The organism is Streptomyces sp. NPDC055239, assembly GCF_053606205.1.
In genome coordinates this window covers 350,832-374,914 of the sequence record NZ_JBSGRD010000010.1, presented here as the reverse complement: position 1 = coordinate 374,914, position 24,083 = coordinate 350,832, and the positions used below count along the sequence as shown (strand labels likewise).

22 protein-coding genes are annotated in these 24,083 nt (G+C 70.4%); 10 read left to right on the top strand and 12 right to left on the bottom strand.

Annotation, left to right across the window (positions count from 1 at the left end; all coding sequences use genetic code 11):
• Positions 1–3 precede the first annotated feature (3 nt).
• The 3 genes from ACWFRJ_RS29985 to ACWFRJ_RS29975 form a co-directional block, all read right to left on the bottom strand.
• The gene (locus ACWFRJ_RS29985) at positions 4–297 is read right to left on the bottom strand and encodes an SH3 domain-containing protein (protein WP_453537617.1); all 294 of its coding nucleotides are present in this window, start codon (positions 295–297) and stop codon (positions 4–6) included.
• Positions 298–418: 121 nt separating this feature from the next.
• Positions 419–1,498, bottom strand: coding sequence for an alkene reductase (locus ACWFRJ_RS29980; protein WP_453537614.1), 1,080 nt, complete (start codon positions 1,496–1,498; stop codon positions 419–421).
• A gap of 99 nt (positions 1,499–1,597) precedes the next feature.
• Positions 1,598–2,248 (bottom strand): SAM-dependent methyltransferase, encoded by a 651-nt coding sequence (locus ACWFRJ_RS29975; RefSeq protein WP_453537611.1) that lies wholly within the window; start codon positions 2,246–2,248, stop codon positions 1,598–1,600.
• Between the two features lie 236 nt (positions 2,249–2,484).
• Here ACWFRJ_RS29975 and ACWFRJ_RS29970 point away from each other — a divergent pair, with 236 nt between their 5' ends.
• Positions 2,485–3,057, top strand: a complete 573-nt coding sequence (locus ACWFRJ_RS29970) for a helix-turn-helix domain-containing protein (RefSeq protein ID WP_453537609.1) — start codon at positions 2,485–2,487, stop codon at positions 3,055–3,057.
• A gap of 116 nt (positions 3,058–3,173) precedes the next feature.
• On the opposite strand, the gene ilvD is transcribed toward ACWFRJ_RS29970, so the two are convergent.
• The 4 genes from ilvD to ACWFRJ_RS29950 all read right to left on the bottom strand — a co-directional run bounded on the left by ilvD (position 3,174) and on the right by ACWFRJ_RS29950 (position 7,730).
• Positions 3,174–5,027, bottom strand: coding sequence for a dihydroxy-acid dehydratase (gene ilvD / locus ACWFRJ_RS29965; RefSeq protein ID WP_453537606.1), 1,854 nt, complete (start codon positions 5,025–5,027; stop codon positions 3,174–3,176).
• Between the two features lie 169 nt (positions 5,028–5,196).
• A complete protein-coding gene (locus ACWFRJ_RS29960) occupies positions 5,197–5,829 on the bottom strand; it encodes a TetR/AcrR family transcriptional regulator (RefSeq protein ID WP_453537603.1) in 633 nt (210 codons plus the stop codon).
• A complete protein-coding gene (locus tag ACWFRJ_RS29955) occupies positions 5,826–6,650 on the bottom strand; it encodes a sugar phosphate isomerase/epimerase family protein (RefSeq protein WP_453537600.1) in 825 nt (274 codons plus the stop codon). Before ACWFRJ_RS29955 ends, ACWFRJ_RS29960 begins: the two co-directional genes overlap by 4 nt.
• A gap of 147 nt (positions 6,651–6,797) precedes the next feature.
• Positions 6,798–7,730 carry a Ppx/GppA phosphatase family protein gene (locus tag ACWFRJ_RS29950; protein WP_453537597.1) on the bottom strand — a complete coding sequence of 311 codons (933 nt, stop codon included), beginning with the start codon at positions 7,728–7,730 and terminating at the stop codon, positions 6,798–6,800.
• Positions 7,731–7,801: 71 nt separating this feature from the next.
• Between ACWFRJ_RS29950 and ACWFRJ_RS29945 the strand changes: the two genes are divergently transcribed.
• Complete coding sequence (locus tag ACWFRJ_RS29945) at positions 7,802–8,635, top strand: hypothetical protein (RefSeq protein ID WP_453537594.1); 834 nt, start codon at positions 7,802–7,804, stop codon at positions 8,633–8,635.
• Positions 8,636–8,780: 145 nt separating this feature from the next.
• On the opposite strand, the gene ACWFRJ_RS29940 is transcribed toward ACWFRJ_RS29945, so the two are convergent.
• Positions 8,781–10,514 carry a BACON domain-containing protein gene (locus ACWFRJ_RS29940; RefSeq protein ID WP_453537591.1) on the bottom strand — a complete coding sequence of 578 codons (1,734 nt, stop codon included), beginning with the start codon at positions 10,512–10,514 and terminating at the stop codon, positions 8,781–8,783.
• Positions 10,515–10,706: 192 nt separating this feature from the next.
• On the opposite strand from ACWFRJ_RS29940, the gene radA reads away from it, so the two are divergent.
• On the top strand, positions 10,707–12,116 hold the full coding sequence (gene radA / locus ACWFRJ_RS29935) for a DNA repair protein RadA (RefSeq protein ID WP_389901612.1): 1,410 nt from the start codon (positions 10,707–10,709) through the stop codon (positions 12,114–12,116).
• Between the two features lie 79 nt (positions 12,117–12,195).
• Complete coding sequence (gene disA, locus ACWFRJ_RS29930; protein WP_383274788.1) at positions 12,196–13,320, top strand: DNA integrity scanning diadenylate cyclase DisA; 1,125 nt, start codon at positions 12,196–12,198, stop codon at positions 13,318–13,320.
• Positions 13,321–13,412: 92 nt separating this feature from the next.
• Here the strand turns inward: disA and ACWFRJ_RS29925 are convergent, their stop codons facing one another.
• Entirely contained in the window at positions 13,413–14,237 is an 825-nt protein-coding gene (locus ACWFRJ_RS29925) for a hypothetical protein (RefSeq protein ID WP_453537587.1), read from the bottom strand.
• Positions 14,238–14,422: 185 nt separating this feature from the next.
• Here ACWFRJ_RS29925 and ACWFRJ_RS29920 point away from each other — a divergent pair, with 185 nt between their 5' ends.
• Complete coding sequence (locus ACWFRJ_RS29920) at positions 14,423–15,088, top strand: phosphatase PAP2 family protein (RefSeq protein WP_453537584.1); 666 nt, start codon at positions 14,423–14,425, stop codon at positions 15,086–15,088.
• A 41-nt stretch (positions 15,089–15,129) separates the two neighbouring features.
• On the opposite strand, the gene ACWFRJ_RS29915 is transcribed toward ACWFRJ_RS29920, so the two are convergent.
• Together ACWFRJ_RS29915 and ACWFRJ_RS29910 are read right to left on the bottom strand one after the other, a co-directional pair.
• A complete protein-coding gene (locus tag ACWFRJ_RS29915; RefSeq protein WP_453537683.1) occupies positions 15,130–15,783 on the bottom strand; it encodes a response regulator transcription factor in 654 nt (217 codons plus the stop codon).
• Positions 15,784–15,812: 29 nt separating this feature from the next.
• Entirely contained in the window at positions 15,813–17,468 is a 1,656-nt protein-coding gene (locus ACWFRJ_RS29910) for a sensor histidine kinase (protein ID WP_453537581.1), read from the bottom strand.
• 184 nt (positions 17,469–17,652) lie between these two features.
• Between ACWFRJ_RS29910 and ACWFRJ_RS29905 the strand changes: the two genes are divergently transcribed.
• The 5 genes from ACWFRJ_RS29905 to cseC all read left to right on the top strand — a co-directional run bounded on the left by ACWFRJ_RS29905 (position 17,653) and on the right by cseC (position 22,230).
• Positions 17,653–18,597 carry an A/G-specific adenine glycosylase gene (locus tag ACWFRJ_RS29905; protein ID WP_453537578.1) on the top strand — a complete coding sequence of 315 codons (945 nt, stop codon included), beginning with the start codon at positions 17,653–17,655 and terminating at the stop codon, positions 18,595–18,597.
• A 229-nt stretch (positions 18,598–18,826) separates the two neighbouring features.
• Positions 18,827–19,375 (top strand): SigE family RNA polymerase sigma factor, encoded by a 549-nt coding sequence (locus tag ACWFRJ_RS29900; protein WP_453537575.1) that lies wholly within the window; start codon positions 18,827–18,829, stop codon positions 19,373–19,375.
• Positions 19,376–19,395: 20 nt separating this feature from the next.
• Positions 19,396–20,016, top strand: coding sequence for a hypothetical protein (locus ACWFRJ_RS29895; protein ID WP_453537572.1), 621 nt, complete (start codon positions 19,396–19,398; stop codon positions 20,014–20,016).
• A gap of 9 nt (positions 20,017–20,025) precedes the next feature.
• Entirely contained in the window at positions 20,026–20,739 is a 714-nt protein-coding gene (gene cseB, locus ACWFRJ_RS29890; RefSeq protein WP_453537569.1) for a two-component system response regulator CseB, read from the top strand.
• Positions 20,740–20,844: 105 nt separating this feature from the next.
• Entirely contained in the window at positions 20,845–22,230 is a 1,386-nt protein-coding gene (gene cseC / locus ACWFRJ_RS29885; protein ID WP_453537680.1) for a two-component system sensor histidine kinase CseC, read from the top strand.
• Positions 22,231–22,312: 82 nt separating this feature from the next.
• On the opposite strand, the gene ACWFRJ_RS29880 is transcribed toward cseC, so the two are convergent.
• Positions 22,313–24,064 (bottom strand): MDR family MFS transporter, encoded by a 1,752-nt coding sequence (locus tag ACWFRJ_RS29880; protein WP_453537566.1) that lies wholly within the window; start codon positions 24,062–24,064, stop codon positions 22,313–22,315.
• Positions 24,065–24,083: the final 19 nt, after the last annotated feature.

Sequence of the window (24,083 nt, the reverse complement as noted above, 5' to 3'; positions counted from 1 at the left end):
GACTCAGCAGCGGGGTGCCACGTAGCCGCTGCTGCCCGTGCGGATGTACGTGTCGGAGACGTAGCGGCCGCTGCCGACGCGGTCCCAGAGCTTCGATGTGCCGGTCGGGCCCGTGACCTTCTCGCCCGGCTTCTGGCAGAGGATCGTCACTCGGGTTCCCGCCGAGAGGCGGCCGACCTTGCCGTACGACGTGCCCGGACGGGAGCGGACGTTGACGTCCGCGACGATCGCGTACGTCTTCGCCGCCGCGGCTGCGATCTCCTCCGCGGACTCCGGTGCTATGACGTTCTCGCTCATGCTTCTCTCCCCCGTGAAGCGGCGGCTCGGGGCCGCCCTTGGCATGTTCGTCACTGGGTGGACGCGTGGGCGGGGTGGGGTGGTTGCGGTGGTTGGTCGTCTTTACCCGGGCTCGCTCTCGTCAGATGGACGGGTACAGGGACGGGTAGTCGGTGTAGCCGCGGTGGTCGCCGCCGTAGAACGTCTTCGCGTCGGGCTGGTTCAGGGGTGCCCCGGTCTGCCAGCGCCGCACGAGGTCGGGGTTCGCGATGAAGGCGCGGCCGACAGTGACGAGGTCGGCCCGGTCCTCGTCGAGGAGGGTCTGGGCGATGGCGGCGTCGGTGACCGGGTCCCAGCCGTTGCTGACGATGCGAGAGCCGGCGAAGCGGCGGGAGAGATCCTCGATGAGGGGCGTGGTGGGGTCTCCGATGGTGTGCAGATAGGCCAGGCCCATGGTGGAGAGGGCGTCCACGAGCGTGCGGTAGGTGGTGGCGGTGTCGTCCGCGTTGTCCTCGATGGCGCCGTGGAGGTTGATGGCGGGTGAGACGCGGATGCCGACGCGTTCGCTGCCGATGGCGTCGGAGACGGCCTGGGCGGCCTCGATGACGAAGCGGGCGCGTGCCTCGGGGGTGCCGCCGTAGGAGTCGGTGCGCTGGTTGGTGTTGGGGGCGAGGAACTGGTGGAGCAGGTAGCCGTTGGCGGCGTGGAGCTCGATGCCGTCGAGTCCGGCGTCGACGGCGGCCCGTGCGGCGTGGGCGTATTCGTCGATGACGGAGGGGATTTCGTCGGTGCCCAGTGCTCGGGGGGTGGGGTGGGGCTGGGGGCCGGTGGTGGTGAACATCTGACCGGGTGCGGCGATGGCGCTGGGGGCGACGGTTTCGGCGTGGTGTTTGTTGTCGGGGTGCGAGATGCGTCCGGCGTGCATGATCTGCGCGACTATGCGGCCGCCGCGCTGGTGGACCGCGTCGGCGACGGTGCGCCAGGCGGCGGTCTGGGCGGGGGTGTGCAGGCCGGGTGAGTTCATGTACCCCTGGCCCACGGTGCTGGGCTGCACGCCTTCGGTGATGATCAGCCCGGCGGTGGCTCGCTGGCCGTAGTAGGTGGCCATGAGGTCGGTCGGTACGCCGTCGGGGGTGGCGCGGTTGCGGGTCATGGGGGCCATGACGATGCGGTTGTTCAGTGTCCACTTGCCGACGGTCACCGGCGCGAAGAGGTCTGCCATGGGGGGCTCCTGGAAAAAATGCGGCTGCGCGCGTCGTGACGAGGGTCAGCCGAAGTGCGGTGCGGGTGCGGTGCGGGTGCGGTGCGGTTCCGTGGGTTCTCAGGTGCGCCGGACGGTCACGACGGTGTCGGTCACGGTTGCTTTCCGGCCGTCCGGTCCTGTCGCCTCGCGCTCGGGGGATGTCAGGCGGGCGGCGGTGAACCGGGCGGGGTCCAGGGCGAGTTCGTCGAAGATTTCCTCGGGGCTGGGGAAGCGGGTGTCGGGGTCGGTGTTCCAGGCCCAGGGGCGCACCGAGCCGTGGTCGACGACGAGGAGGAGCCCGCCGGGGGTGAGGGTGTGGGCGGCCCGGCGCAGGACGTCGGTGCGGGGCAGGTCGTAGGGGGTCTGGAGGTACTGGGCGCTGACGAGGTCGAACGTCCCGGCGGGGAAGGTTTCGGCGAGGTCGTGCTGCTGGGGGCTCACGCGGTCGGCGACGCCTGCGCGGGCTGCGTGCCGGGTGACGCGCCGCAGTGCGGTGGGGGCGATGTCGACGGCGGTGACCTGCCAGCCGTGGGTCGCGAGCCAGACGGCGTCGCCGCCTTCGCCGCAGCCCAGGTCCAGGGCGCGTCCGGGCGGGGTGAACCGTGCGGCGGTTTCGGCGAGCACCGGGTTGGGGTCGCCCTTCCACACGGCGTCCTTGCCGCGGTAGAGGTTCTCCCAGAACCGTGCCGCATCGGCGGGGGCCTGAGCTCCTCGGGTGGGGTCGTTCATCGGGGTGGCGCCTTTCCGGTCAGTGGGCGGAGGCGGAGGCAGTGGGCTGTGTGTCCGCGGGGGTCCTGGGTGTTTTCACCAGGACGGTCAGGGCTCTCCTGAGCGATGAGGGCCTGAGCGACGAGGGGCGGGATTGCCTCGGTGAGCCACGAGGTGCGTGGCTCACGTCGCAAGGAGAGTGCCCCCGGGCCCCGAAAAGTTGCAATCCTTCATGCCGGTTCAGCAAGATGCGGCGCATGGACGAATTCGAGAACGTGCTGGCCGGAGTCGGACCCCGACTGCGGGACCTGCGCCGTCGGCACGCCATCACGCTGGCCGCGCTCGCCGAACTCACCGGGATCTCGGAAAGCACGCTCTCCCGCCTGGAGGGCGGCGGCCGCAAACCCAACCTGGAACTCCTGCTGCCCCTGGCCAGGGCCTACAACGTCCCGCTCGACGAGCTCGTCGGCGCTCCGGAGACGGGCGATCCCCGCCTTCATCTGCGACCCGTCACGCGCGACGGCATGACGTACGTACCGCTGACCCGCAGGCCGGGCGGCATGCACGCGCACAAACTCGTCATCAGCCCCAGCGCCACCGAGCCCGAGCTCCGGACGCACGAGGGCTATGAATGGATCTACGTCCTCAACGGCAGGTTCCGCCTTCACCTCGGCGACCGCGTCCTGGTCATGGCCCCGGGGGAAGTCGCGGAATTCGACACCCACGTCCCACACTGGCTCGGCCCCGACGACGACCAGCCGGTGGAGCTGCTGATCATCTTCGGCAAGCAGGGCGAACGCGCCCACCTGCGCGCCCGCCCCGCCTCCTGAGGCCTGACAGTGCTCTTGCCGAACCGGCAACCCCACGACGGGCTGAAACGACGCTGGACCGGGCTGGATGTATATCCAGCCCGGTCCAGCGAACAGACACCGTCAAAAGGCAGGCGCTAGCCCAGCTTCGACACGTCACGCACCGCGCCGCGGTCCGCGCTCGTGGCCATGGCCGCGTAGGCCCGCAGGGCCGCCGAGACCTTGCGCTCGCGGGACTTGGGGGCGTAGACGCCTCCCAGGGCCTCGCGGCGGCGGGTCAGCTCCGCGTCGTCCACGAGGAGTTCGATGCCGCGGTTGGGGATGTCGATGCGGATGCGGTCGCCGTCCTCGACCAGGGCGATCGTGCCGCCGGACGCCGCCTCGGGCGACGCGTGGCCGATCGACAGGCCCGACGTGCCGCCGGAGAAGCGGCCGTCCGTGACCAGGGCGCAGGCCTTGCCGAGGCCGCGGCCCTTCAGGAACGAGGTGGGGTAGAGCATTTCCTGCATGCCGGGGCCGCCCTTGGGGCCCTCGTAGCGGATGACGACCACGTCGCCTTCCTTGATCTGCTTCTTGAGGATCTTGTCGACGGCCTCTTCCTGCGACTCGCAGACCACGGCCGGTCCCTCGAACGTCCAGATCGACTCGTCGACGCCCGCCGTCTTCACGACGCAGCCGTCCTCCGCGAGGTTGCCCTTGAGGACCGCGAGGCCGCCGTCCTTCGAGTACGCGTGGGCCGCGTCCCTGATGCAGCCGCCCGCGGCGTCCGTGTCCAGGGTCGCCCAGCGCTTCGACTGGGAGAAGGCCGTCGCCGAGCGCTCGCAGCCCGGGGCCGCGTGCCACAGCTCGACGGCCTCGTCCGACGGAGAGCCGCCGCGCACGTCCCAGGTCTCCAGCCAGTCCTTGATGGACGTGGAGTGGACCGTGTGCACGTCCTCGTTCAGGAGGCCGCCGCGGTACAGCTCGCCCAGGATCGCGGGGATGCCGCCGGCGCGGTGCACGTCCTCCATGTAGTACGTGCCGCCGGGCGCCACGTTCGGGGCGACCTTGGCCAGGCAGGGAACGCGGCGCGAGACCTCGTCCATGTCGGCGAGGGTGTATTCGAGTTCCGCTTCCTGCGCCGCGGCGAGCAGGTGCAGGATCGTGTTCGTGGAGCCGCCCATGGAGATGTCGAGCGCCATGGCGTTGTCGAAGGCGGCACGGGTGGCGATGTTGCGCGGCAGGACCGAATCGTCGTCACCGTCGTAGTACCGCTTGGTGATCTCGACGACCGTTTCGCCCGCCTTCTCGTACAGCGCCCTGCGGGCGGTGTGCGTGGCGAGCACCGAGCCGTTGCCGGGCAGGGAGAGGCCGATGGCCTCGGTCAGGCAGTTCATGGAGTTGGCCGTGAACATGCCGGAGCAGCTGCCGCAGGTCGGACAGGCGTTCTCCTCGATACGGAGGATGTCCTCGTCCGAGACGCTCTCGTCGACCGCGTCGCTGATCGCGTTGACCAGGTCGAGTTTTCGGACCGTGCCGTCCACAAGGGTGGCCTTGCCGGCCTCCATCGGGCCGCCGGAGACGAAGACCGTCGGGATGTTGAGGCGCAGGGCCGCGTTCAGCATGCCGGGGGTGATCTTGTCGCAGTTGGAGATGCAGATCAGGGCGTCGGCGCAGTGCGCCTCCACCATGTACTCCACGGAGTCCGCGATCAGGTCGCGGGAGGGGAGGCTGTACAGCATGCCGCCGTGGCCCATCGCGATGCCGTCGTCCACGGCGATCGTGTTGAACTCGCGCGGGATGGCGCCCGCCGCGGTGATCGCCTCGGAGACGATCCGGCCGACCGGCTGCAGGTGGGTGTGGCCCGGCACGAACTCGGTGAAGGAGTTGGCGACGGCGATGATCGGCTTCCGCCCGATGTCCGCGCCGGGTACACCGGAGGCACGCATAAGGGCGCGCGCGCCGGCCATGTTGCGGCCGTGGGTGACTGTGCGGGACCTGAGCTCGGGCATCGTCGCTCGCTCCTTCTGAGATCTCAGAGACATAGGAATCGACTGTTTTCGAGGGTACGCCGACGCTCCACGATCTGGACAGCCCGTCCGAATAGCGGGATATCTGTCTCGGTGAGCGGCCGACGAAAAGGGGGACGTAAAGAGGGACGCAAAGAGGTGGGCGGCGAGGTCAGGGCCCGGTCAGATGGCCCTGCACCACCGGCGCGATCCGCGCGATGATCGCCTCCGGGTCGGCGGAAGCCAGCGGCTCCACCCGGATCACGTACCGCAGCATCGCCGTGCCCACCAGCTGCGCGGCCGCCAGTTCGGCACGCAGCTCGGCGTCCGGCTGATCGACCCTGCGCGCCACCCTGCCGAGCAGCTGCGCCGCGATGAGGCGGCGGAAGACGGCCGCCGCCGTGTCGTTGTTCACCGCCGAGCGCACGATCGCGAGCAGCGGTACGCGGGTCGCAGGGTTCTCCCAGACGCCGAAGATGAAACGGGTCAGGCGCTCGCCGACACCTTCGAGCGGGCCCTCGTCGATCGCCGCGGGCGCGTCGACGGCGAGCGAGAAGGCCACCTCGATCGCCGACTCGAAGACCTGCTCCTTCGTACCGAAGTAGTGGTGCACGAGCGCCGAGTCCACCCCGGCCGCCTTGGCGATCCGGCGCACGGACGTCTTGTCGTACCCATGGGCGGAGAACTCGGTGCGGGCCGCCTCCAGGATGCGGTCGCGCGTCGCGGGGCCCTCGGCGGACTGCGTACGGGAAGGACGTCCCCGGCGGCGCGGAGCCGCGGCATCGCCCTGAGTCGCTTCTTTCACGAGCGGGGCACCTTCACCGCGGACGCCAGGTGCAGCCGCGTATAGGCGAGGGCCTCGGCGAGGTCCGCCTCGCGTTCGGCGCTGGACATCGCGCGCCGCGTATTGACCTCGATGACGACGTGTCCGTCGAAGCCGCTCGTCGCGAGGCGCTCCAGGAGCTCGGCGCACGGCTGCGTGCCGCGCCCCGGCACCAGGTGCTCGTCCTTGGCCGAGCCCTTGCCGTCGGCGAGGTGGACGTGCCCGAGGCGGTCGCCCATGCGGTCGATCATCTGCATCGCGTCCGTGCGGGCGGTCGCGGTGTGGCTGAGGTCGACCGTGAAGTGGCGGTAGTCGTCCTTGGTGACGTCCCAGTCGGGGGCGTACGCGAGCATCTCGCGGTCGCGGTAACGCCAGGGGTACATGTTTTCGACAGCGAAGCGGACGTCCGTCTCGTTCGCCATGCGCCAGATGCCGTCGACGAAGGCGTTCGCGTACCCGCGCTGCCAGCGGAAGGGCGGATGCACGACGACGGTCGACGCGCCGAGCTTCTCGGCGGCGGTCTGCGCGCGCTGGAGTTTGACCCAGGGATCCGTGGACCACACGCGCTGCGTGATCAGCAGACACGGCGCGTGGACGGCGAGGATCGGGATCTGGTGGTAGTCGCTGAGTCTGCGCAGGGCCTCGATGTCCTGGCTCACGGGGTCGGTCCACACCATGACCTCGACACCGTCGTAGCCAAGGCGCGCGGCGATCTCGAAGGCCGTCGCCGTCGACTCCGGATAGACCGAGGCCGTCGACAGGGCGACCTTCGCATCCGGGATGCGCACCACTGGTTCTGCCACGAGGGACAGCGTACGGGCCCTGCCTCGGCACCGGGGAGGTGGTCTCCCACACACCCGAGTCCTGTGTGACGTATGTCTACTGGAGGGGAGACGCGCGCCTACGCACCGGCGAGGGCCGATGTTCCCTGCTACCGCCCGACCACCGCCCTATGGCGTCGGAAGATGGTCGAGTCGGCGCAGGATCACGCCCTCGCGCAGCGCCCACGGACAGATCTCGAGCGTCTCGACGCCGAAGAGATCCATCGCACCCTCGGCGACGAGCGCACCCGCGAGCAGCTGTCCGGCCCGCCCCTCGGAGACCCCGGGCAGCTCGGCGCGCTGCTCGGCCGTCATCGCGGCCAGTTGCGGGACCCAGTCCTCCAGGGACCTCCGCTTCAGCTCGCGCTGTACGTAGAGGCCGTCGGCGGAGCGTGCGGCGCCCGCGAGCCTGGCCAGCTGCTTGAACGTCTTCGACGTCGCCACGACGTGGTCCGGGGCGCCGAAGCGGCTGAACTCCCCCACCGTGCGGGCGATCTGGGCGCGCGCGTGCCGCCGCAGCGCCTTCACGTCGGTGGGGTCCGGCGGATCCTGGCTCAGCCAGGAGGACGTCAGACGGCCTGCGCCGAGCGGCAGGCTGACCGCCGCGTCCGGTTCCTCGTCGATGCCGTACGCGATTTCGAGGGAGCCGCCGCCGATGTCGATGACCAGGAGCTTTCCCGCAGACCAGCCGAACCAGCGGCGGGCGGCGAGGAAGGTGAGGCGGGCCTCCTCGGCGCCGGTGAGGACCTGCAGATCGACGCCGGTCTCCTCCTTGACCCGGGCGAGGACCTGATCGGCGTTGCTGGCCTCGCGCACGGCGGAGGTCGCGAACGGCAGCAGGTCCTCCACGCCCTTGTCCTCCGCGGCCTCCATCGCGTCGCGGACGGTGCCGACCAGGAGGTCGACGCCTTCGGGGCCGATCGCCCCGGCGTCGTCGAGGAGTTGGGCGAGGCGCAGGTCCGCCTTGTGCGAATACGCGGGCAGCGGGCGCGCGCCGGGGTGGGCGTCCACCACCAGCAGATGCACCGTGTTCGAACCTACGTCGAGGACACCGAGTCTCATATACGGAACGCTACTGCGCGTACGGCTGTCGCTGGTCCTCGGACCGGGTACCGCACGCATACCCTGGAGACGTGCCAAAGACGAAAAAGGCGAAGACCGACAAAACGAAGCCGAAGAATAAGTCGGGGAAGCCGGGGAAGCCTGGGAAGGCGCAGCCGGACGAGAAGGGGCTCGACTTCGCCCGCGCCTGGGTGGAGTTCCCGGATCCCGCGGACGACGAGCAGGTCTTCCGCTGCGATCTGACATGGCTGACCTCTCGGTGGAGCTGCATCTTCGGCAGTGGCTGCCAGGGCATCCAGGCGGGCCGGGCGGACGACGGTTGCTGCACGCTGGGCGCGCACTTCTCCGACGAGGACGACGAGAAGCGGGTCGCCGAGTCCGTGGCGCGGCTCACTCCCGATATCTGGCAGCACCACGACATCGGTACGGAAACCGGCTGGGTGGCGACGGACGACGACGGCGAGCGCCAGACCCGCCCGTACAACGGCTCCTGCATCTTCCAGAACCGGCCCGGTTTCGCCGGGGGCGCGGGGTGCTCGCTGCACATCCTCGCGCTGAAGGAGGGGCGCGAGCCGCTGGAGACGAAGCCGGACGTCTGCTGGCAGTTGCCGGTCCGACGGACGTACGAGTGGATCGACCGGCCCGATGACACGCGCATCCTTCAGGTGTCCATCGGGGAGTACGACCGGCGGGGCTGGGGTCCCGGTGGCCACGATCTGCACTGGTGGTGCACGTCGGCGACGTCGGCGCACGGTGCGGGTGACCCGGTGTATGTCTCCTATCGCCCCGAACTGACGGAGCTGATGGGCAAGGAGGGGTACGACCGGCTCGCGGAGCTGTGCGAGGAGCGGCTGGCTTCTCAGTTGCCTCTGCTTGCACCGCATCCGGCGGATCCCTCTCGCTGAAGGAAATGTCCTCAATCGCCGGACGGGCTGAAATCTTTCAGCCCGTCCGGCGATTGAGGACATCTTGTACGGGGTCTGGGGCGGAGCCCCAGGTAGGCCCGGGGCGCAGGCACGGTTTTCGGGAAGGGGCGGGGTTGGGGAGGAATTAGCCCTCGCTCGGGCTCGGGTCGCCGCTGTCGCTGGGCGGCGGTGTCGAGTTGCCCGGGTCCGATGGTGTCGGGGTCGGGTCCGGGGTCGTCGGAGTTGGGTCCGGAGTCGAGGGTGTGGGCGTCGGGTCCGGGGTCGTCGGGGTCGGCCTGGGTTTTGGTGGGGTCGGGGTAGGCCTGGGGCCGGGGTGTGTCGGGCGGCCCGATCCGTTGCCGTAACCGTCGAGCGAGACGATCGCCCCCGAGGGGGCGATGGAGATGCGTGCGCTCCAGTGGCCCGCCGGCTCCCGCGCACGGTCGACGTACACCCGGATCATGACCGTCTGCCCCGGCGCGAGCGTCCCGGACGACCGGCTCAGGTTGAGCCAGGGCGCCCCCGAGCTCGCCGACCAGTGGACGGGATCGCCCCCTGACGCGGAGAGCGTGATCAGTGTCGTACCGCCGCTCGACTGCGCCGTGACGGTCAGGCGTCCCGCGCCGGTCCCCGAGCGGGACGGCGGCGATCCGGCGCTGATGACCTCCACGGAGACGTCCGGTGAGTGGCTGCCCGCGGTGAAGCGGGGGTCGGGAGGCGTGTCGGCGTTGCCCGCGTTCTCGTAGTCCTCGCGCCTGCGGTCGCCGTTCGCCCCGTCGGACCCGGACTCGCTCGCGCTGACCGAGCGGCCGTCCTGGCCCTCACCGGTCAGCGGCGCCCCGCGGTACGCCGCCCAGAGCGCGAGCACCGGCGCGGCCACCACGGTGGCGACGACCGTCGTCGTCACGGCACGCGCGCGCATCCGGTCGCGGCGGGCGGCGTGGTCCTTGGGGTCCATCGGGAATCCGCGCCGGTCGAAGCGCGGACCGCCGCCCCTCGCGCGCGGGACGTGCGCCATCGCCACGTGCACGGCGGCCCGCGGGGCCTCGATGACGGGCAGCGCGGCCGGGGACACCGCCGTGCCCGGCCAGGACCCTGACCCGGCGCGCTCGGCGGTGCGGCGGCAGCGCGGGCAGTCGTCGACGTGCCGGACGAGTTCGCGGCGCAGGGCCGTGCCCAGGAGGAGTTGGTTGTCGCCGGTGAGGCGGGCGACGATCGGGCAGGTGCCGGTCTCCACGACGGCGAGCGCGGCCCGGGTGCGCTCCACCTCGCAGGCGGCGGACGCGAGGAGGTCGCGGGTTCTCGCCACGTCCATCCCGATGACCGCGGCGACCTCCTGCGGGGAGAGCTGATGGCGTACGGCGAGCTCCAGGGCCTCGCGCTGCTCGGGCGTCGTGCCCGCGGCCTCGGGCCAGGCGAGCTGGGCGAGTTCACGGCGGCGCTGCCGCAGCTGCTCCGTCTCGTCCGGCGGCGTCGCGGAGTCGGTGGAGTCGGCGGACTCGGTGGACTCGGTGGGCTTCGGGACGCGGGCGGCCGATCCGGAGGCGTGCGCGCCCTGGCGCTTGCGCTTGGCGTCGGCGAGGGCACGCAGGCAGACCCAGCGGGCGAGCGCGTACAGCCAGGACCTCAGTTCGGCCTCGCCGACGGGGCCGCGTGAGCCGCGGCGCTCGGCGATGGCGAGCACGTCGCCCAGGGCGGCGGTCGCGGCATCGTGATCGCAGAGCACGGAAAGGCAGTACGTGAACAGGCCGTCCAGACAGGGCTCATAGCGTGTGGGAGGCGCCTGCGGCACCGAGCGGGGCACAACGCGCTGGCGCACGTCTCGATGCGCCCGGTGTGCGCCGGTTGCTTGCGTGGGGGTTTCCGGCCTGCTGCTCATCACCCGTGCGAAGTTAGGCGGATGCTGGCGAGTCCCTCCTCCACCTTGAGCACATTTAATCCTTACGGGTGAATAGATCCCTCAAAAGGGGACACGAACTCGCGATGCCATGACTCACGGTCCCGTGACTCGCGCCTCCGGCGGACCGGATCACGTACGCCACTGTCAGTGGTGCCCGCTACGGTTCCGTTCATGGCTGCTCGTACGAAATCCGGCAAAGACCGGCCGTCCTACCGCTGCACCGAGTGCGGCTGGCAGACGGCCAAGTGGCTCGGCCGCTGCCCCGAGTGCCAGGCCTGGGGCACGGTCGAGGAGTACGGCGCGCCCGCGGTCCGCACCACGGCCCCCGGCCGTGTCACCTCCTCCGCCCTGCCCATCGGCGAGGTCGACGGCCGCCAGGCCACCGCACGCTCCACCGGAGTGCCCGAGTTCGACCGCGTCCTGGGCGGTGGCCTCGTCCCCGGCGCCGTGGCGCTCCTCGCGGGCGAGCCGGGCGTCGGCAAGTCGACGCTGCTCCTGGACGTCGCGGCCAAGTCGGCGAGCGACGAGCACCGCACGCTCTATGTGACGGGCGAGGAGTCGGCGAGCCAGGTCCGGCTGCGCGCCGACCGCATCAAGGCCATCGACGACCATCTCTATCTGGCGGCCGAGACCGATCTCGCCGCCGTTCTCGGGCACTTGGACGCGGTGAAGCCGTCCCTCCTGATCCTCGACTCGGTCCAGACGATCGCGTCGCCGGAGATCGACGGGGCACCGGGCGGCATGGCCCAGGTCCGCGAGGTGGCGGGCGCGCTGATCCGCGCCTCCAAGGAGCGCGGCATGTCCACGCTCCTGGTCGGCCACGTCACCAAGGACGGCGCGATCGCGGGACCCCGCCTCCTCGAACACCTCGTGGACGTCGTCCTGTCCTTCGAGGGCGACCGCCACGCGCGCCTGCGTCTCGTCCGGGGCGTCAAGAACCGGTACGGGACGACGGACGAGGTCGGCTGCTTCGAACTGCACGACGAGGGCATCACCGGCCTCGCCGACCCCAGCGGCCTCTTCCTCACCCGGCGCACGGAGGCCGTCCCCGGCACCTGTCTGACGGTCACGCTCGAAGGCCGCCGCCCCCTGGTGGCCGAGGTCCAGGCCCTCACCGTCGAGTCCCAGATCCCCTCCCCCCGCCGCACCACGTCCGGCCTCGAGACCTCCCGCGTCTCGATGATGCTGGCCGTCCTGGAGCAGCGCGGCCGCATCACCGCCCTCGGCAAGCGCGACATCTACAGCGCGACGGTCGGCGGAGTGAAGCTCTCCGAGCCGGCCGCCGACCTCGCGATCGCCCTCGCCCTGGCCAGCGCGGCGAGCGACACCCCGCTGCCGAAGAATCTCGTCGCGATCGGCGAAGTGGGCCTGGCGGGCGAGGTCAGACGGGTCACAGGGGTCCAGCGCAGACTGTCCGAAGCGCACCGTCTGGGCTTCACCCACGCCCTTGTTCCTGCCGATCCGGGCAAGGTCCCGCCCGGTATGAAGGTCATCGAAGTCGCCGACATGGGGGACGCGCTGCGTGTTCTTCCGACGTCGCGTCGCAGAGAGGCCCCACGGAAGGACGAAGAGCGCCGGTAGACTTTGCCCTGGTCTCGCCCATCCGTACGAAGCAGTCGTGTGGACCGGGGCTAGGACAACCCGCGACCCGAGGAGTGCAGTGGCAGCCAACGACCGGGCGTCAGCTCCCGGCAAGTCCGGTGGAAGCTCCGGTGCCGACGGGCTGATGCGTGCCTCCCTGAGCGCGGTCGCGCCCGGCACAGGCCTGCGCGACGGACTCGAGCGCATCCTCCGCGGCAATACCGGAGGGCTCATCGTCCTCGGCTGGGACAAAACCGTCGAATCCATGTGTACGGGCGGCTTCATCCTGGACGTCGAGTTCACGGCGACCCGGCTGCGCGAGCTGTGCAAGCTCGACGGCGGCATCGTCATCGACAAGGACGTCACCAAGATCCTGCGGGCGGGCGTGCAGCTCGTCCCCGACCCGATGATCCCCACCGAGGAGACGGGCACCCGGCACCGCACCGCGGACCGCGTGTCCAAGCAGGTGACCTTCCCGGTGGTCTCCGTCTCCCAGTCCATGCGCCTCATCGCGATCTACGTGGACGGTCAGCGCAAGGTCCTGGAGGACTCGGCGGCGATCCTGTCCCGCGCGAACCAGGCCCTCGCGACCCTTGAGCGCTACAAGCTGCGCCTCGACGAGGTGGCGGGCACGCTGTCCGCCCTGGAGATCGAGGACTTGGTGACGGTCCGCGACGTCACGGCGGTCGCCCAGCGCCTGGAGATGGTGCGCCGCATCGCCACGGAGATCGCCGAGTACGTGGTGGAGCTCGGCACCGACGGCCGTCTCCTCGCCCTCCAGCTGGACGAGTTGATCGCTGGCGTCGAGCCCGAGCGCGAGCTGGTCGTCAGGGACTACGTCCCCGAGCCGACCGCCAAGCGCTCCCGCACGGTCGAGGAAGCGCTCTTCGAACTGGACAAGCTCTCGCACGCGGAGCTGCTCGAACTGCCCATCGTGGCGCGGGGTCTTGGCTACACCGGCTCTCCGGAGGCTCTGGACTCCGCGGTATCCCCGCGGGGCTTCCGCCTCCTGGCCAAGGTGCCGCGCCTGCCCGGCGCGATCATCGACCGGCTCGTCGAGCACTTCGGGGGGCTGCAGAAGCTTCTCGCCGCGAGCGTCGACGACTTGCAGACCGTGGACGGGGTGGGGGAGGCGCGGGCCCGGAGCGTACGCGAGGGGCTCTCGCGGCTCGCCGAGTCGTCGATCTTGGAGCGGTACGTCTAGGGGTGCGTCCAGCGGTACGTACGTCTAGAGGGTGCTGCTGGGTGGGTGGGGATTTTCCCGCCCACCCAGCCACCCGCCAGATCGCCCCGCAATCAGCTGTCTTCGAGTACGAACGAGGCCTGCGCCGATCCCAGACCGGAAGACTTGGCCTCGACCAGGTACGTTCCCGGCGCCGCACTCCCCGCCGAAGGCGTCGCGCAGTGGGGCTCGCTCCCCCGGCGGTTCCACTCGACGGTGTGCGTGACGCGCCCGTCGCCCGGCACCCGGAGCAGCAGGCTCCCGCCGCCCGCGGGGCAGTCCTCCGAGGACCAGATCACCTTGTCGCTGTCTGCCTGAGTGATCGTCAGGACCGTCTTCTTGCCGCCGAGGTCCGCCTTGCAGGCCTTGCCCGCGCTGTTCTGGGCGATGAGCTCGAACTTCGGCTTCTGACCGACCTCGTACCTGTTGTGCACGCTCCGCAGCTTCAACTTCACGTCGCCGCTCGAACAGTTGGGGAGGCTCGACCCGGCGGGCAGCTGTCCGCCCGCACCGCCGCCGCCCTTGGCGCCGTCGTCCGAGCCGCTGCCGTCTCCGTCGCCGGAGCTCCCCGAGCCGCCGGAACCCGCGGAATCACCCGAGCCGTCGCCCGAGCCACCGGAGCCGGAGCCGGAGCCGCCGTCGCCCTCGTCGCCCGACTCGTCGCGCCCGCCCGGGTTTTGACTGATGGCGGGCCCGGATCCGGAAGGTCCGGGTGTGATGGACGTGGCGGGATCGGAACCCGACGGGCCGTCGGCGCCGTTCTTCTGGCCCCCACCCCCCAGGGTGAGCACCCACACGACCAGCAGAGCCATCAGTCCGATCAGGGACAGCAGAATGGCCCTCCGACGCCAGTAAATACTGGAGGGAAGCGGCCCGACCGGATTGCGCATAGATCCCACGGCCCAAACCTTACGAGAGATCCGCGCCGTGTCCTGCCCCACCCGCCGCCCTGAACGACAAAGTTTACGGATCATCATCACGGAACAACTGATTCCGCTTTCCGTACCCCTGTCTTTCGTCAGGGGCTGTGACGGGTCGATCGCCGGATGTGACGATTCGGACCTACTCCGTACCGTCCGTAATCATGGACACCATGGACGACGATCTCTATCGCGATGTCACCGACTTCGCCCACGACACCCCCACCTGGTTCCAACATCTCGCCGAGGTGTGGACGGAGCTCGGACTGCTGCTCTTCGGCGTGCTTTTCATCGTCGCCTGGTGGCGGGCACGGCGCGGTGACCCCCGCGCCCTCGCGATAGCTGTTCTCGCGCCCCTCGTCACGGCGGTGGCCTACGTGTGCAGCGAGCTGCTCAAGTCCGCGATCACCGAGGAACGCCCGTGCCGGGCCGTCTCCGGGGCACTCAACTCGCTCGTCGAGTGCCCGGCGTACGGCGACTGGTCCTTCCCCAGCAACCACTCGACGATCGCGGGCGCCGCCGCCGTCGGGCTCGCGCTCGCCTGGCCGCGGATCGCGGCCCTCACCCTGCCGATGGCCGTGCTCATGGCGTTCTCGCGGGTCTTCGTGGGCGTGCACTATCCGCATGACGTGGCGGTGGGTCTGCTCCTCGGAGCCGCGCTCGCCTTCCTCCTCGTACGTCTGGCGACCCGCCCGGTGGCACGTGTCGCCGAGACGATGCGCGGGTCGTCGACGGGCGTCGTCAGGTGGTTCGCGGGCCCGGGCAGCCCGACGCCGAACGCGACGTCGAACGCGACGTCGCACCGGCGGCCCCCGTCGCACCGCCGCTGAGACGTCCGAGATTTTGAGGTGCCCGAAATCCTGAGGTGGCGTCAGAGCCGCACAAGTCCCGCCTCGTAGGCGACGATCGCCGCCTGGACGCGGTTCTTGACCCCGAGCCGGTCGAGGACCGCGCTCACGTACGCCTTGACCGTGCCCTCCACCAGGTGGAGCCGGGCGGCGATCTCCGGATTGGAGAGCCCCTCCCCGACGAGCCCGAGCACTTCGCGCTCGCGCGGGGTGAGGGCCACGGTCCTGGCGCGGGCGTCGGCGCCACGGCCCATGCGCTGTGCGCCGTATCCGTCGATGACGTGGCGGGCCACCTTGGGCGAGAGGAAGGCGGCGCCTCCGGCCACCGCGCGCACACCCGCGATGAGTTCGTGCGGGTCGCCCGACTTCAGCAGGAAGCCGGTGGCTCCGCCGCTCAGCGCCCGCGCCACGTACGCGTCCTCGGAGAAGGTCGTCAGCATCGCGACCGCGGTGCCGGGCACCGTCCGTACGATCTCCTCGCCTGCGGCCAGGCCGTCGAGCCCCGGCATGCGGATGTCCAGCAGCACGACGTCCGGGCGATGGGCCTGCGCGAGCGCGACGGCCTCTCTGCCGTCACCGGCCTCCGCGACGACCTCGATGTCGTCGCCCGCGCCGAGGATCGCGCGGACGCCGGCGCGGATCATCGCCTCGTCGTCGGCCAGCAGTACGCGGATCACCGCACCCACCTCTTCACTCCTTCACTCCTTCACTCCTTCACTTGGTCCCGTACTTCACCTACGGCTCCGGTCCCGACCCCGGCCTTGGGGATCACGCTCTTCTCCACAAGGACCCCGTCGTCGAAACAGACCCTGAAGTGCTCGACTGTGACGAAGAGTTCGCCGCTGGCGCGGTAGTAGCGGCAGTCGGCACCCTCGGGGGGCGGGGCCGGGGCGCGCTCGTCGGGCGGATCGGATGCTTCTCTGTCGGGCAGTAGTCGTACGGCGTCGGCCTGGGCCTGACCAACCATGAGGCGGGCGAAGTCGGCCGGTTCGAGTACGGCGTGCGAGCGCGAGTACGCGTACCAGGCGAAGGCGCCGCCCACGAGGAGTACTCCGGTGGCCAGGGCGGCTCCGAAGGCGAGGACTGTTCGGCGTCTCGCGTATGCGGGGCCGTTGGGGGCGGCGGGGGCCGGTGTCGCCGGGAGCGGTTCCTCGCCCTCTGCGGGGAGCCGTGCGACGACCCGGAATCCGTCGCCGTGCGGCCCCGCGTCGAGCGTGCCGCCGAGGTCCTCGACCCTGGCCCGCAGGCCTACGAGGCCGGAGCCGACGCCCGGCCCCGAACCAGGCTCCGTGGCGGGCCCGTTGGTGACGACGACGGCCGCCGCGCTCACCTCGACGGTCACGGAGGCGCCGGGGGCGTGCTTGGCGGCGTTGGTGAGGGCTTCCTGGACTATTCGGTGGACGGTTCGGTCGGTCTCTTCTGTCCTGGCCGACTGCTCTTCTGTTCTGATCGACTGTTCTTCTGTTCTGATCGACTGTTCTTCTGTTCCGGTCGCCTGCTCTTCTGTCTGAGGTGACTCCGTACGGTGCTCATCCGCGTCCCCCGCTATGTACCGGACCGGCAGGCCCGAGTCGGCGGCCCGCTCCACCAGGGCCCGCACGCTTTCGCCCGCCGGGGCGAGCGGCGCGACCTCGTCCCCCTCTTCCCTCAGCAGCCCGATGATCTCGTGCAGCCGGTCCGTGGCGTCCGACGCGGCCACGCGCAGGTCGGCGGCGGCGCCCCGGTGGCGTTCGGGCAGGTCGGCGGCGACTTGGAGTGCGCCGGCCCGTACCGCGATGAGGCTCAGCTCGTGCCCCAGGGAGTCATGCATGTCCTGCGCGATCCGGGCCCGTTCCCGCAGCCTGGCCCGGTCGGCGACGATGCGCTGCTCGCGCTCGAGCTGACCGGCGCGGGCCCATCCCGCGGCGGCGAGCTCCCGGCCCTGCCGGAGATAGCGCCCCGCGAGCCAGGGAAAGACCGCGCCGAAGAGCAGGGTGCCCATGAGGACGAGCCACTCCACGACGGGGTCGACCCCGCGTACGACGATCTTGACCGTGCCCAGCAGGGCGATGGCCCCGAAGAGGAGGAGCGCGGGCCGCACGCGGGTGGCTTTGCGCCCCATGAGCAGGGCGAACACCGCGAGGGCCGTGCCGTACGAGAGCGTGAACAGGGAGGGCGCCGCTGCGAGCTCCAGGCCTGCTGCCGCTGCGAAGCCCGCCTGGGGCCAGCGGCGCCAGGCCGCTGCGGCGAGGCCCAGTACCGCGATGCCCGCTGCCTGTTGCCAGGCCGGGCGGGGCTCGTTCAGGCCCATCCTGTCCACCGTCAGCGCGGGGATGGCCAGCGCTGCCCAGAGGAGGGCGTCCGCCCGGCGTCTGCTTCTCACCTGCGTGACGCTACTTGCCGGGTCCCTTTGGGCGCCCCTGCCGATCGTCAGGTCCTGGGGGCCCTCGCGGGCGGGGCTCCGCGCCGAACAACCCCGCCCGAGCGCCCCGCATGCCCCCTCCACGGAAACGCGACCGCCCCGCCTGTCCCGCCCCCCGCCGCCCCCATGGCAGGATCGTCCTGCCATGACTGCGCCCACGAAGCCCATGCCGCCCATGCCGATGTCAGACACCTCTGAGCCCGCCCCAGAGCCCGTCCCCGAGGCCCTGCACAGTCCCGTCATCGCCTGGTTCGACGCGAACGCGCGCGATCTGCCCTGGCGTCGGCCCGACGCCGGGCCCTGGGGCGTGATGGTCAGCGAGTTCATGCTGCAGCAGACGCCGGTCAGCCGCGTCCTGCCCGTGTACGAGCAGTGGATCGCCCGCTGGCCCCGCCCCGCCGACCTCGCCAAGGAAGCCCCGGGCGAAGCCGTCCGCGCCTGGGGACGCCTCGGCTACCCGCGCCGCGCGCTCCGGCTGCACGGCGCCGCCGTCGCCATAACGGAACGGCACGGCGGCGACGTACCGGCGAAGCACGCACAGCTGCTCGCGCTGCCCGGCATCGGCGAGTACACCGCCGCGGCCGTCGCCTCCTTCGCGTACGGCCAGCGTCACGCCGTCCTCGACACGAACGTGCGGCGCGTCTTCGCCCGCGCCGTCACCGGCGTCCAGTACCCGCCCAACGCCACCACCGCAGCCGAGCGCAAGCTCGCCCGTGCCCTCCTGCCCGATGACGAGCGCACGGCGTCCCGCTGGGCCGCCGCCTCCATGGAGCTCGGTGCTCTCGTCTGCACCGCCAAGAACGAGAACTGCGCGCGCTGCCCCATCGCCGAGCAGTGCGCGTGGCAGGCGGCGGGCAAACCGGCGCACCAGGGTCCGGCCCGCCGGGCTCAGACGTACGCGGGTACGGACCGCCAGGTCCGCGGCAAGTTGCTCGCGGTGCTTCGGGAGGCCGTGGCTCCCGTTCCGCAGACGGTCCTCGACCGGGTGTGGGACGAGCCCGTGCAGCGGGCCCGCGCGCTGGACGGCCTTGTCTCCGACGGCCTCGTCGAGCCGCTCGCCGGGAACCTCTACCGTCTGCCCCTCACCTGAGGAAGCAACTCAAGTAGCTCCCGCAGCTGACAGATCGACTGACAGATCGTCCGATAAACAGCCCCGCTTTACGCCCCGCCTACATCTGTTACACAACCGACGGAAGGCCGTGCGCCCTCCGGCGGCTGCTCCGCACAGCCTCGTGACAAGCCGTCCGTAGCTTCATTGCTGTACCGCACAGGCAAGGACAGCGGTCGAAGCAGACGGTGGGAACGAGAGGCGGTCAGAGATGGCGCACGGCGAGGTGCTCGAGTTCGAAGAGTACGTCCGCACACGGCAGGACGCCCTGCTGCGCAGTGCCCGGCGCCTGGTCCCTGACCCTGTGGATGCCCAGGACCTGCTTCAGACCGCGCTCGTGCGGACGTACGGCCGCTGGGACGGCATAGCCGACAAGCGGCTCGCGGACGCCTACCTGCGCCGCGTCATGATCAACACGCGTACGGAGTGGTGGCGGGCCCGCAAGCTCGAAGAGGTCCCCACCGAGCAGCTGCCCGACGCGAGCGTGGAAGACTCCACCGAACAGCATGCGGACCGCGCCCTCCTGATGGACATCATGAAGGTGCTCGCACCCAAGCAGCGCAGCGTCGTCGTGCTGCGACACTGGGAGCAGATGTCCACAGAGGAGACCGCCGCGGCACTGGGCATGTCGGCGGGAACGGTCAAGAGCACACTGCACCGGGCGCTCGCCCGGCTCCGCCAGGAGCTGGAGAGCCGGGACCACGCGAGGCCCGCCACCGGCGCGCTCGAACGTGAGGAGCGGGAGCGTTGCGCGGCCTAAGCACTCGGTCTTGCAGGACCATGAGGGCGGGGAGTGCGGCAGGGGCCGCGCTCGCCGCCATAGGTCTTTCGCTCACCGCCTGCTCGACCGGCGGCTCCGGCGCCCGCGACGAGGGTCCCGGCAACAGGGGCGAGGCGGTGATGTCCCCGACGCCGTCCCCTTCGCCTTCGGAGACGTCCGCACCCTCGCCGCCCTCCACGCGTGAGGCCGTCAGGCTCATAGAGGACGATCCGAAGGTCAGCCAGGCGGTCAAGCGGGATCTGAAGCCCTGCGTCGCCGATGAGTACCCGGTGGACGTCTCGTACGGCAAGCTGACCGGAGGCTCCGCCTCCGACGTCGTCATCAACATCATGACCTGCGGCGATGCGGTCGGTACCAGCACTTATGTGTATCGCACCGAGGGCAAGAAGTACGAGAATGTCTTCCAGGACGAGGAGCCGCCCGTCTACGCGGAGATCGACCGGGGCAATCTGGTCGTCACCAAGCAGCTGTACGAGAAGGGCGATCCGGTGTCGTATCCATCCGGCGAGGACGTCATCACGTACGAGTGGGCCGCGAATCATTTCCGGGAGACGGACCGCATCCGCAATCGCTACAGCAGCGCGGCGGGCGGCGATGCTCCCGCCCCGACGGAGAACTGAGAGCACCCGATGGCAGAGCACACGCATGTCCTGTTCGTCGAGGACGACGACGTCATCCGCGAGGCGACGCAGCTCGCGCTCGAACGGGACGGCTTCGTCGTCACCGCGATGCCCGACGGCCTGCTGGGCCTTGAGGCGTTCCGTGCCGACCGCCCGGACATCGCGCTGCTCGACGTGATGGTGCCGGGCCTTGACGGCGTCTCGCTGTGCCGCCGCATCCGCGACGAGTCCACGGTCCCGGTGATCATGCTGTCGGCGCGTGCCGACTCCATCGACGTCGTACTGGGTCTTGAGGCGGGGGCCGACGACTACGTGACGAAGCCGTTCGACGGCGCCGTCCTTGTGGCCAGGATCCGCGCCGTGCTGCGCCGCTTCGGCCACGCGAGCGGGCCCGACTCGGCGGGGCCCACCGCCGGTGAGGGCGGTTCGATGGACGGCGGTGTGCTGCACTTCGGCGATCTGGAGATCGACACGGAGGGCATGGAGGTCCGCAGGGACGGCGCTCCGGTGGGGCTGACGCCGACCGAGATGCGTCTGCTGCTCGAATTCTCGTCCGCGCCCGGCACGGTCCTCTCCCGCGACAAGCTCCTTGAGCGCGTGTGGGACTACGGCTGGGGCGGTGACACCCGCGTCGTCGACGTCCATGTGCAGCGACTGCGTACGAAGGTGGGTCAGGACCGGATCGAGACGGTCCGCGGCTTCGGCTACAAGCTCAAGGCATGAGCCGACGTATGAGCCGACGTATGAGCCGACGGCATGGCTGAACTGAGCGGCGCGAACGACACGGCGCGTCTCGACGACCACGACAAGGCGCACTCCGGGGGACATATGAGCAGCAGGACGGTGGCCGCGCTGCGCGCCCGCCTGCGCGCACGCCTTGGCACCCGCCTGCGCACGGGCGTGCGCTGGAAGATCAGCGCGGCGATCGCGCTGGTCGGCGCCCTTGTCGCGGTGGCGTTGAGCCTGGTCGTGCACAACGCGGCGCGCGTCTCGATGCTCGACAACGCGCGTGACGTGCAGGACGAGCGGATCCTGTACGCCCAGCGGATCTACGAGACCTCCGGGCGCACGTCGCAGTTCGGCATGAAGATCGACGACCCCGCAATGCCGAAGGAGCTCCTCGCGAAGGTGCTCGCCGGGCGCCGCGCGACGTACGTGGCGAACGACGGGGGCGGCGTACCGGACATCTGGGCCGCGGTGCCGCTGAGCGACGGTCACATCCTGTCGCTGCACACCCGCTTCACCGACCGCAGCGCCACCGTCATGCGGGACCTCGACCAGGCCCTGGTCATCGGCTCCATCTCGGTGGTCTTCGGCGGCTGCGCGCTCGGCGTGCTCATCGGCGGCCAGCTCTCGCGGCGCCTGCGCAAGGCGGCGACCGCGGCGCAGGAGGTCGCTCAGGGACAGACGGACGTCAGCGTACGAGACGCCATCGGCGGTGTCGTACGCGATGAGACCGACGATCTTGCGCGCTCGGTGGACGCGATGGCCGACGCGCTCAAGCAGCGGCTCGAAGCCGAGCGGCGGGTGACGGCGGACATCGCGCACGAGCTGCGTACGCCGGTGACGGGTCTGCTCACGGCGGCCGAGCTCCTTCCGCCGGGCCGCCCGACCGAGCTGGTCAGGGACCGGGCGCAGGCGATGCGCACGCTCGTCGAGGACGTACTGGAAGTGGCCCGTCTGGACAGCGCGGCCGAGCGGGCCGAGTTGCAGGATCTGATGCTCGGCGAGTTCGTGACGCGCCGGATCGCGGTGCTCAACTCGGACGTGCGGGTGACGGTGGTGCACGAGTCGGAGGTCACCACCGACCCGCGCCGCCTGGAGCGCATCCTGGGCAACCTCCTCGCCAACGCGGCCAAGCACGGGAAGCCGCCGGTCGAGGTCAGCGTGGAGGGCCGCGTGGTGCGGGTCCGCGACCATGGGCCCGGTTTCCCCACGGGTCTCCTGGAGGAGGGCCCGAGCCGTTTCCGCACCGGCAGCACGGACCGTGCGGGCGTCGGTCACGGCCTGGGTCTGACGATCGCGGCGGGCCAGGCGCGGGTCCTCGGCGCACGGCTCACGTTCCGCAACGTGACCCCCGCGGGCGCGGGCCCCGACGATCCGGCGGAGGGCGCGGTGGCTGTCCTCTGGCTCCCGGAACACGCCCCGACGAACACGGGCAGCTACCCGATGCTGCAACTCTCGGACAAGTACAAGCCGGACAAGTACAAGTAGCTGCCTTCGTCGCGCACAGCGAAAAACGGGCCCCGCACCAGAAGGTGCGGGGCCCGTTCAGCCGAGGGGGTAGGACCGCAGGTCAGACGGACTCTGCCACCGCTTCCCGCGTCCCAGGCGCGGCGTCCCCAGCCGCACCCTCGGCCGGCTTCTCGACCCCGGAGTCCGTGGCCCCGGAGCTCGCGGGCTCGGAGTCCTTCGGCTCGGAGTCCTTCGCTTCGGAGTCCCCGGAGTCCTTGGGCTCAGAGTCCTTGGGCCCGGCCCCCCGCAGGGGAACCTCCTTGACGAACAGCGCAGCGATCAACGCCGCGACCCCGATGATGGCGCCCAGCAGGAACGCGGAGTGCGTACCGGCCGACACCGCGTGCTGATACGCGTCCCGCACCGGCGCCGCCAGCTTCGCCAGGCTGTCCGCGTCAAGCTGCGCGGACTGCTCGGTGACCTTGCCGCCAAGCTGCCCGGCGCGCTCGGACATCGTGTGGTCGACCCGGTTGTTGAAGAGCGCGCCCATGATCGCGACGCCGAACGAGGAGCCGAGCGTACGGAAGAGCGTGGCCGAGGACGACGCGACGCCCATGTCCTTCATCTCGACGCTGTTCTGCGCGACCAGCATGGTGATCTGCATCAGGCAGCCCATGCCCGCACCGAGCACCGCCATGTAGACGCCCGACATGAACCGCGTGGTGTCGGTGTCCATCGTGGAGAGCAGGAACAGACCGAGGACCATCAGTACGGTGCCGGCAATCGGGAAGATCTTGTACTTGCCGGTCGAGGTGGTGAACCGGCCCGAGAAGAACGAGACGACCATCATCGAGAGCAGCATCGGCAGGAGCAGCAGACCGGAGTTGGTGGCCGAAGCGCCCTGCACCGCCTGCTGGTAGAGCGGCAGGAACAGCATCGCGCCGAACATCACGAAGCCGGTGAGGAAGCCGATCACCGACATGAGGGTGAAGTTGAGGTTGCGGAAGATGTGCAGCGGCAGAATCGGTTCCGCGGCCTTCTTCTGCACGATGACGAAGCTGATGAGCGCGACGACGCCGATCGCGATGAGCTCCATGATCACGGTCGAGGTCCAGGCGTACTCGGTGCCGCCCCAGGTGGTGACGAGGACCAGCGAGCTGATGCCGACGGTGAGCAGCGCCGCACCGAGGTAGTCGATGCGCCCCTTCGACTTCTTCTTCGGCAGGTGCAGCACGGCGGTCACCATCGCGAGGGCGACGACGCCGAGCGGCAGGTTGATGTAGAAGGCCCAGCGCCAGCCGAGGTGGTCGGTGATGGTGCCGCCGACGAGCGGCCCGCCGATCATGGCGACCGCCATGACGCCGGTCATCATGCCCATGTACTTGCCGCGCTCCCGCGGCGTGACGAGCTCACCGATGATCGCCATGACGCCGACCATCAGACCGCCGGCGCCGAGTCCCTGTACGGCACGGAAGCCGATCAGCTGGCCCATGTCCTGCGCCATGCCGCTGAGCACCGAACCGAGCAGGAAGATGACTATGGAGGTGAGGAAGACGCCCTTGCGTCCGTACATGTCGCCGAGCTTGCCCCAGATGGGGGTCGAGGCCGCCGTCGCCAGCATGTACGCGGTGACGACCCACGACAGGTGCTCCATGCCGCCGAGGTCACCGACGATCGTCGGCATCGCGGGGCTCACGATCATGTTGTCGAGCATCGCGAGCAGGATCGTGACCATCAGCGCCATCATCACGACGCGCACGCTGCGCGGCTGAGGCGCGTCCTTGGCCTGCTCCTGCGGCTTCACCGCGTCTCGCGGCTCCGCCGACCCCTGCGGCTTCACCCGCTCCTCCGTCTGTTTCTTGATCTCCGCCATGTCCCCTACTCCCCGGTTC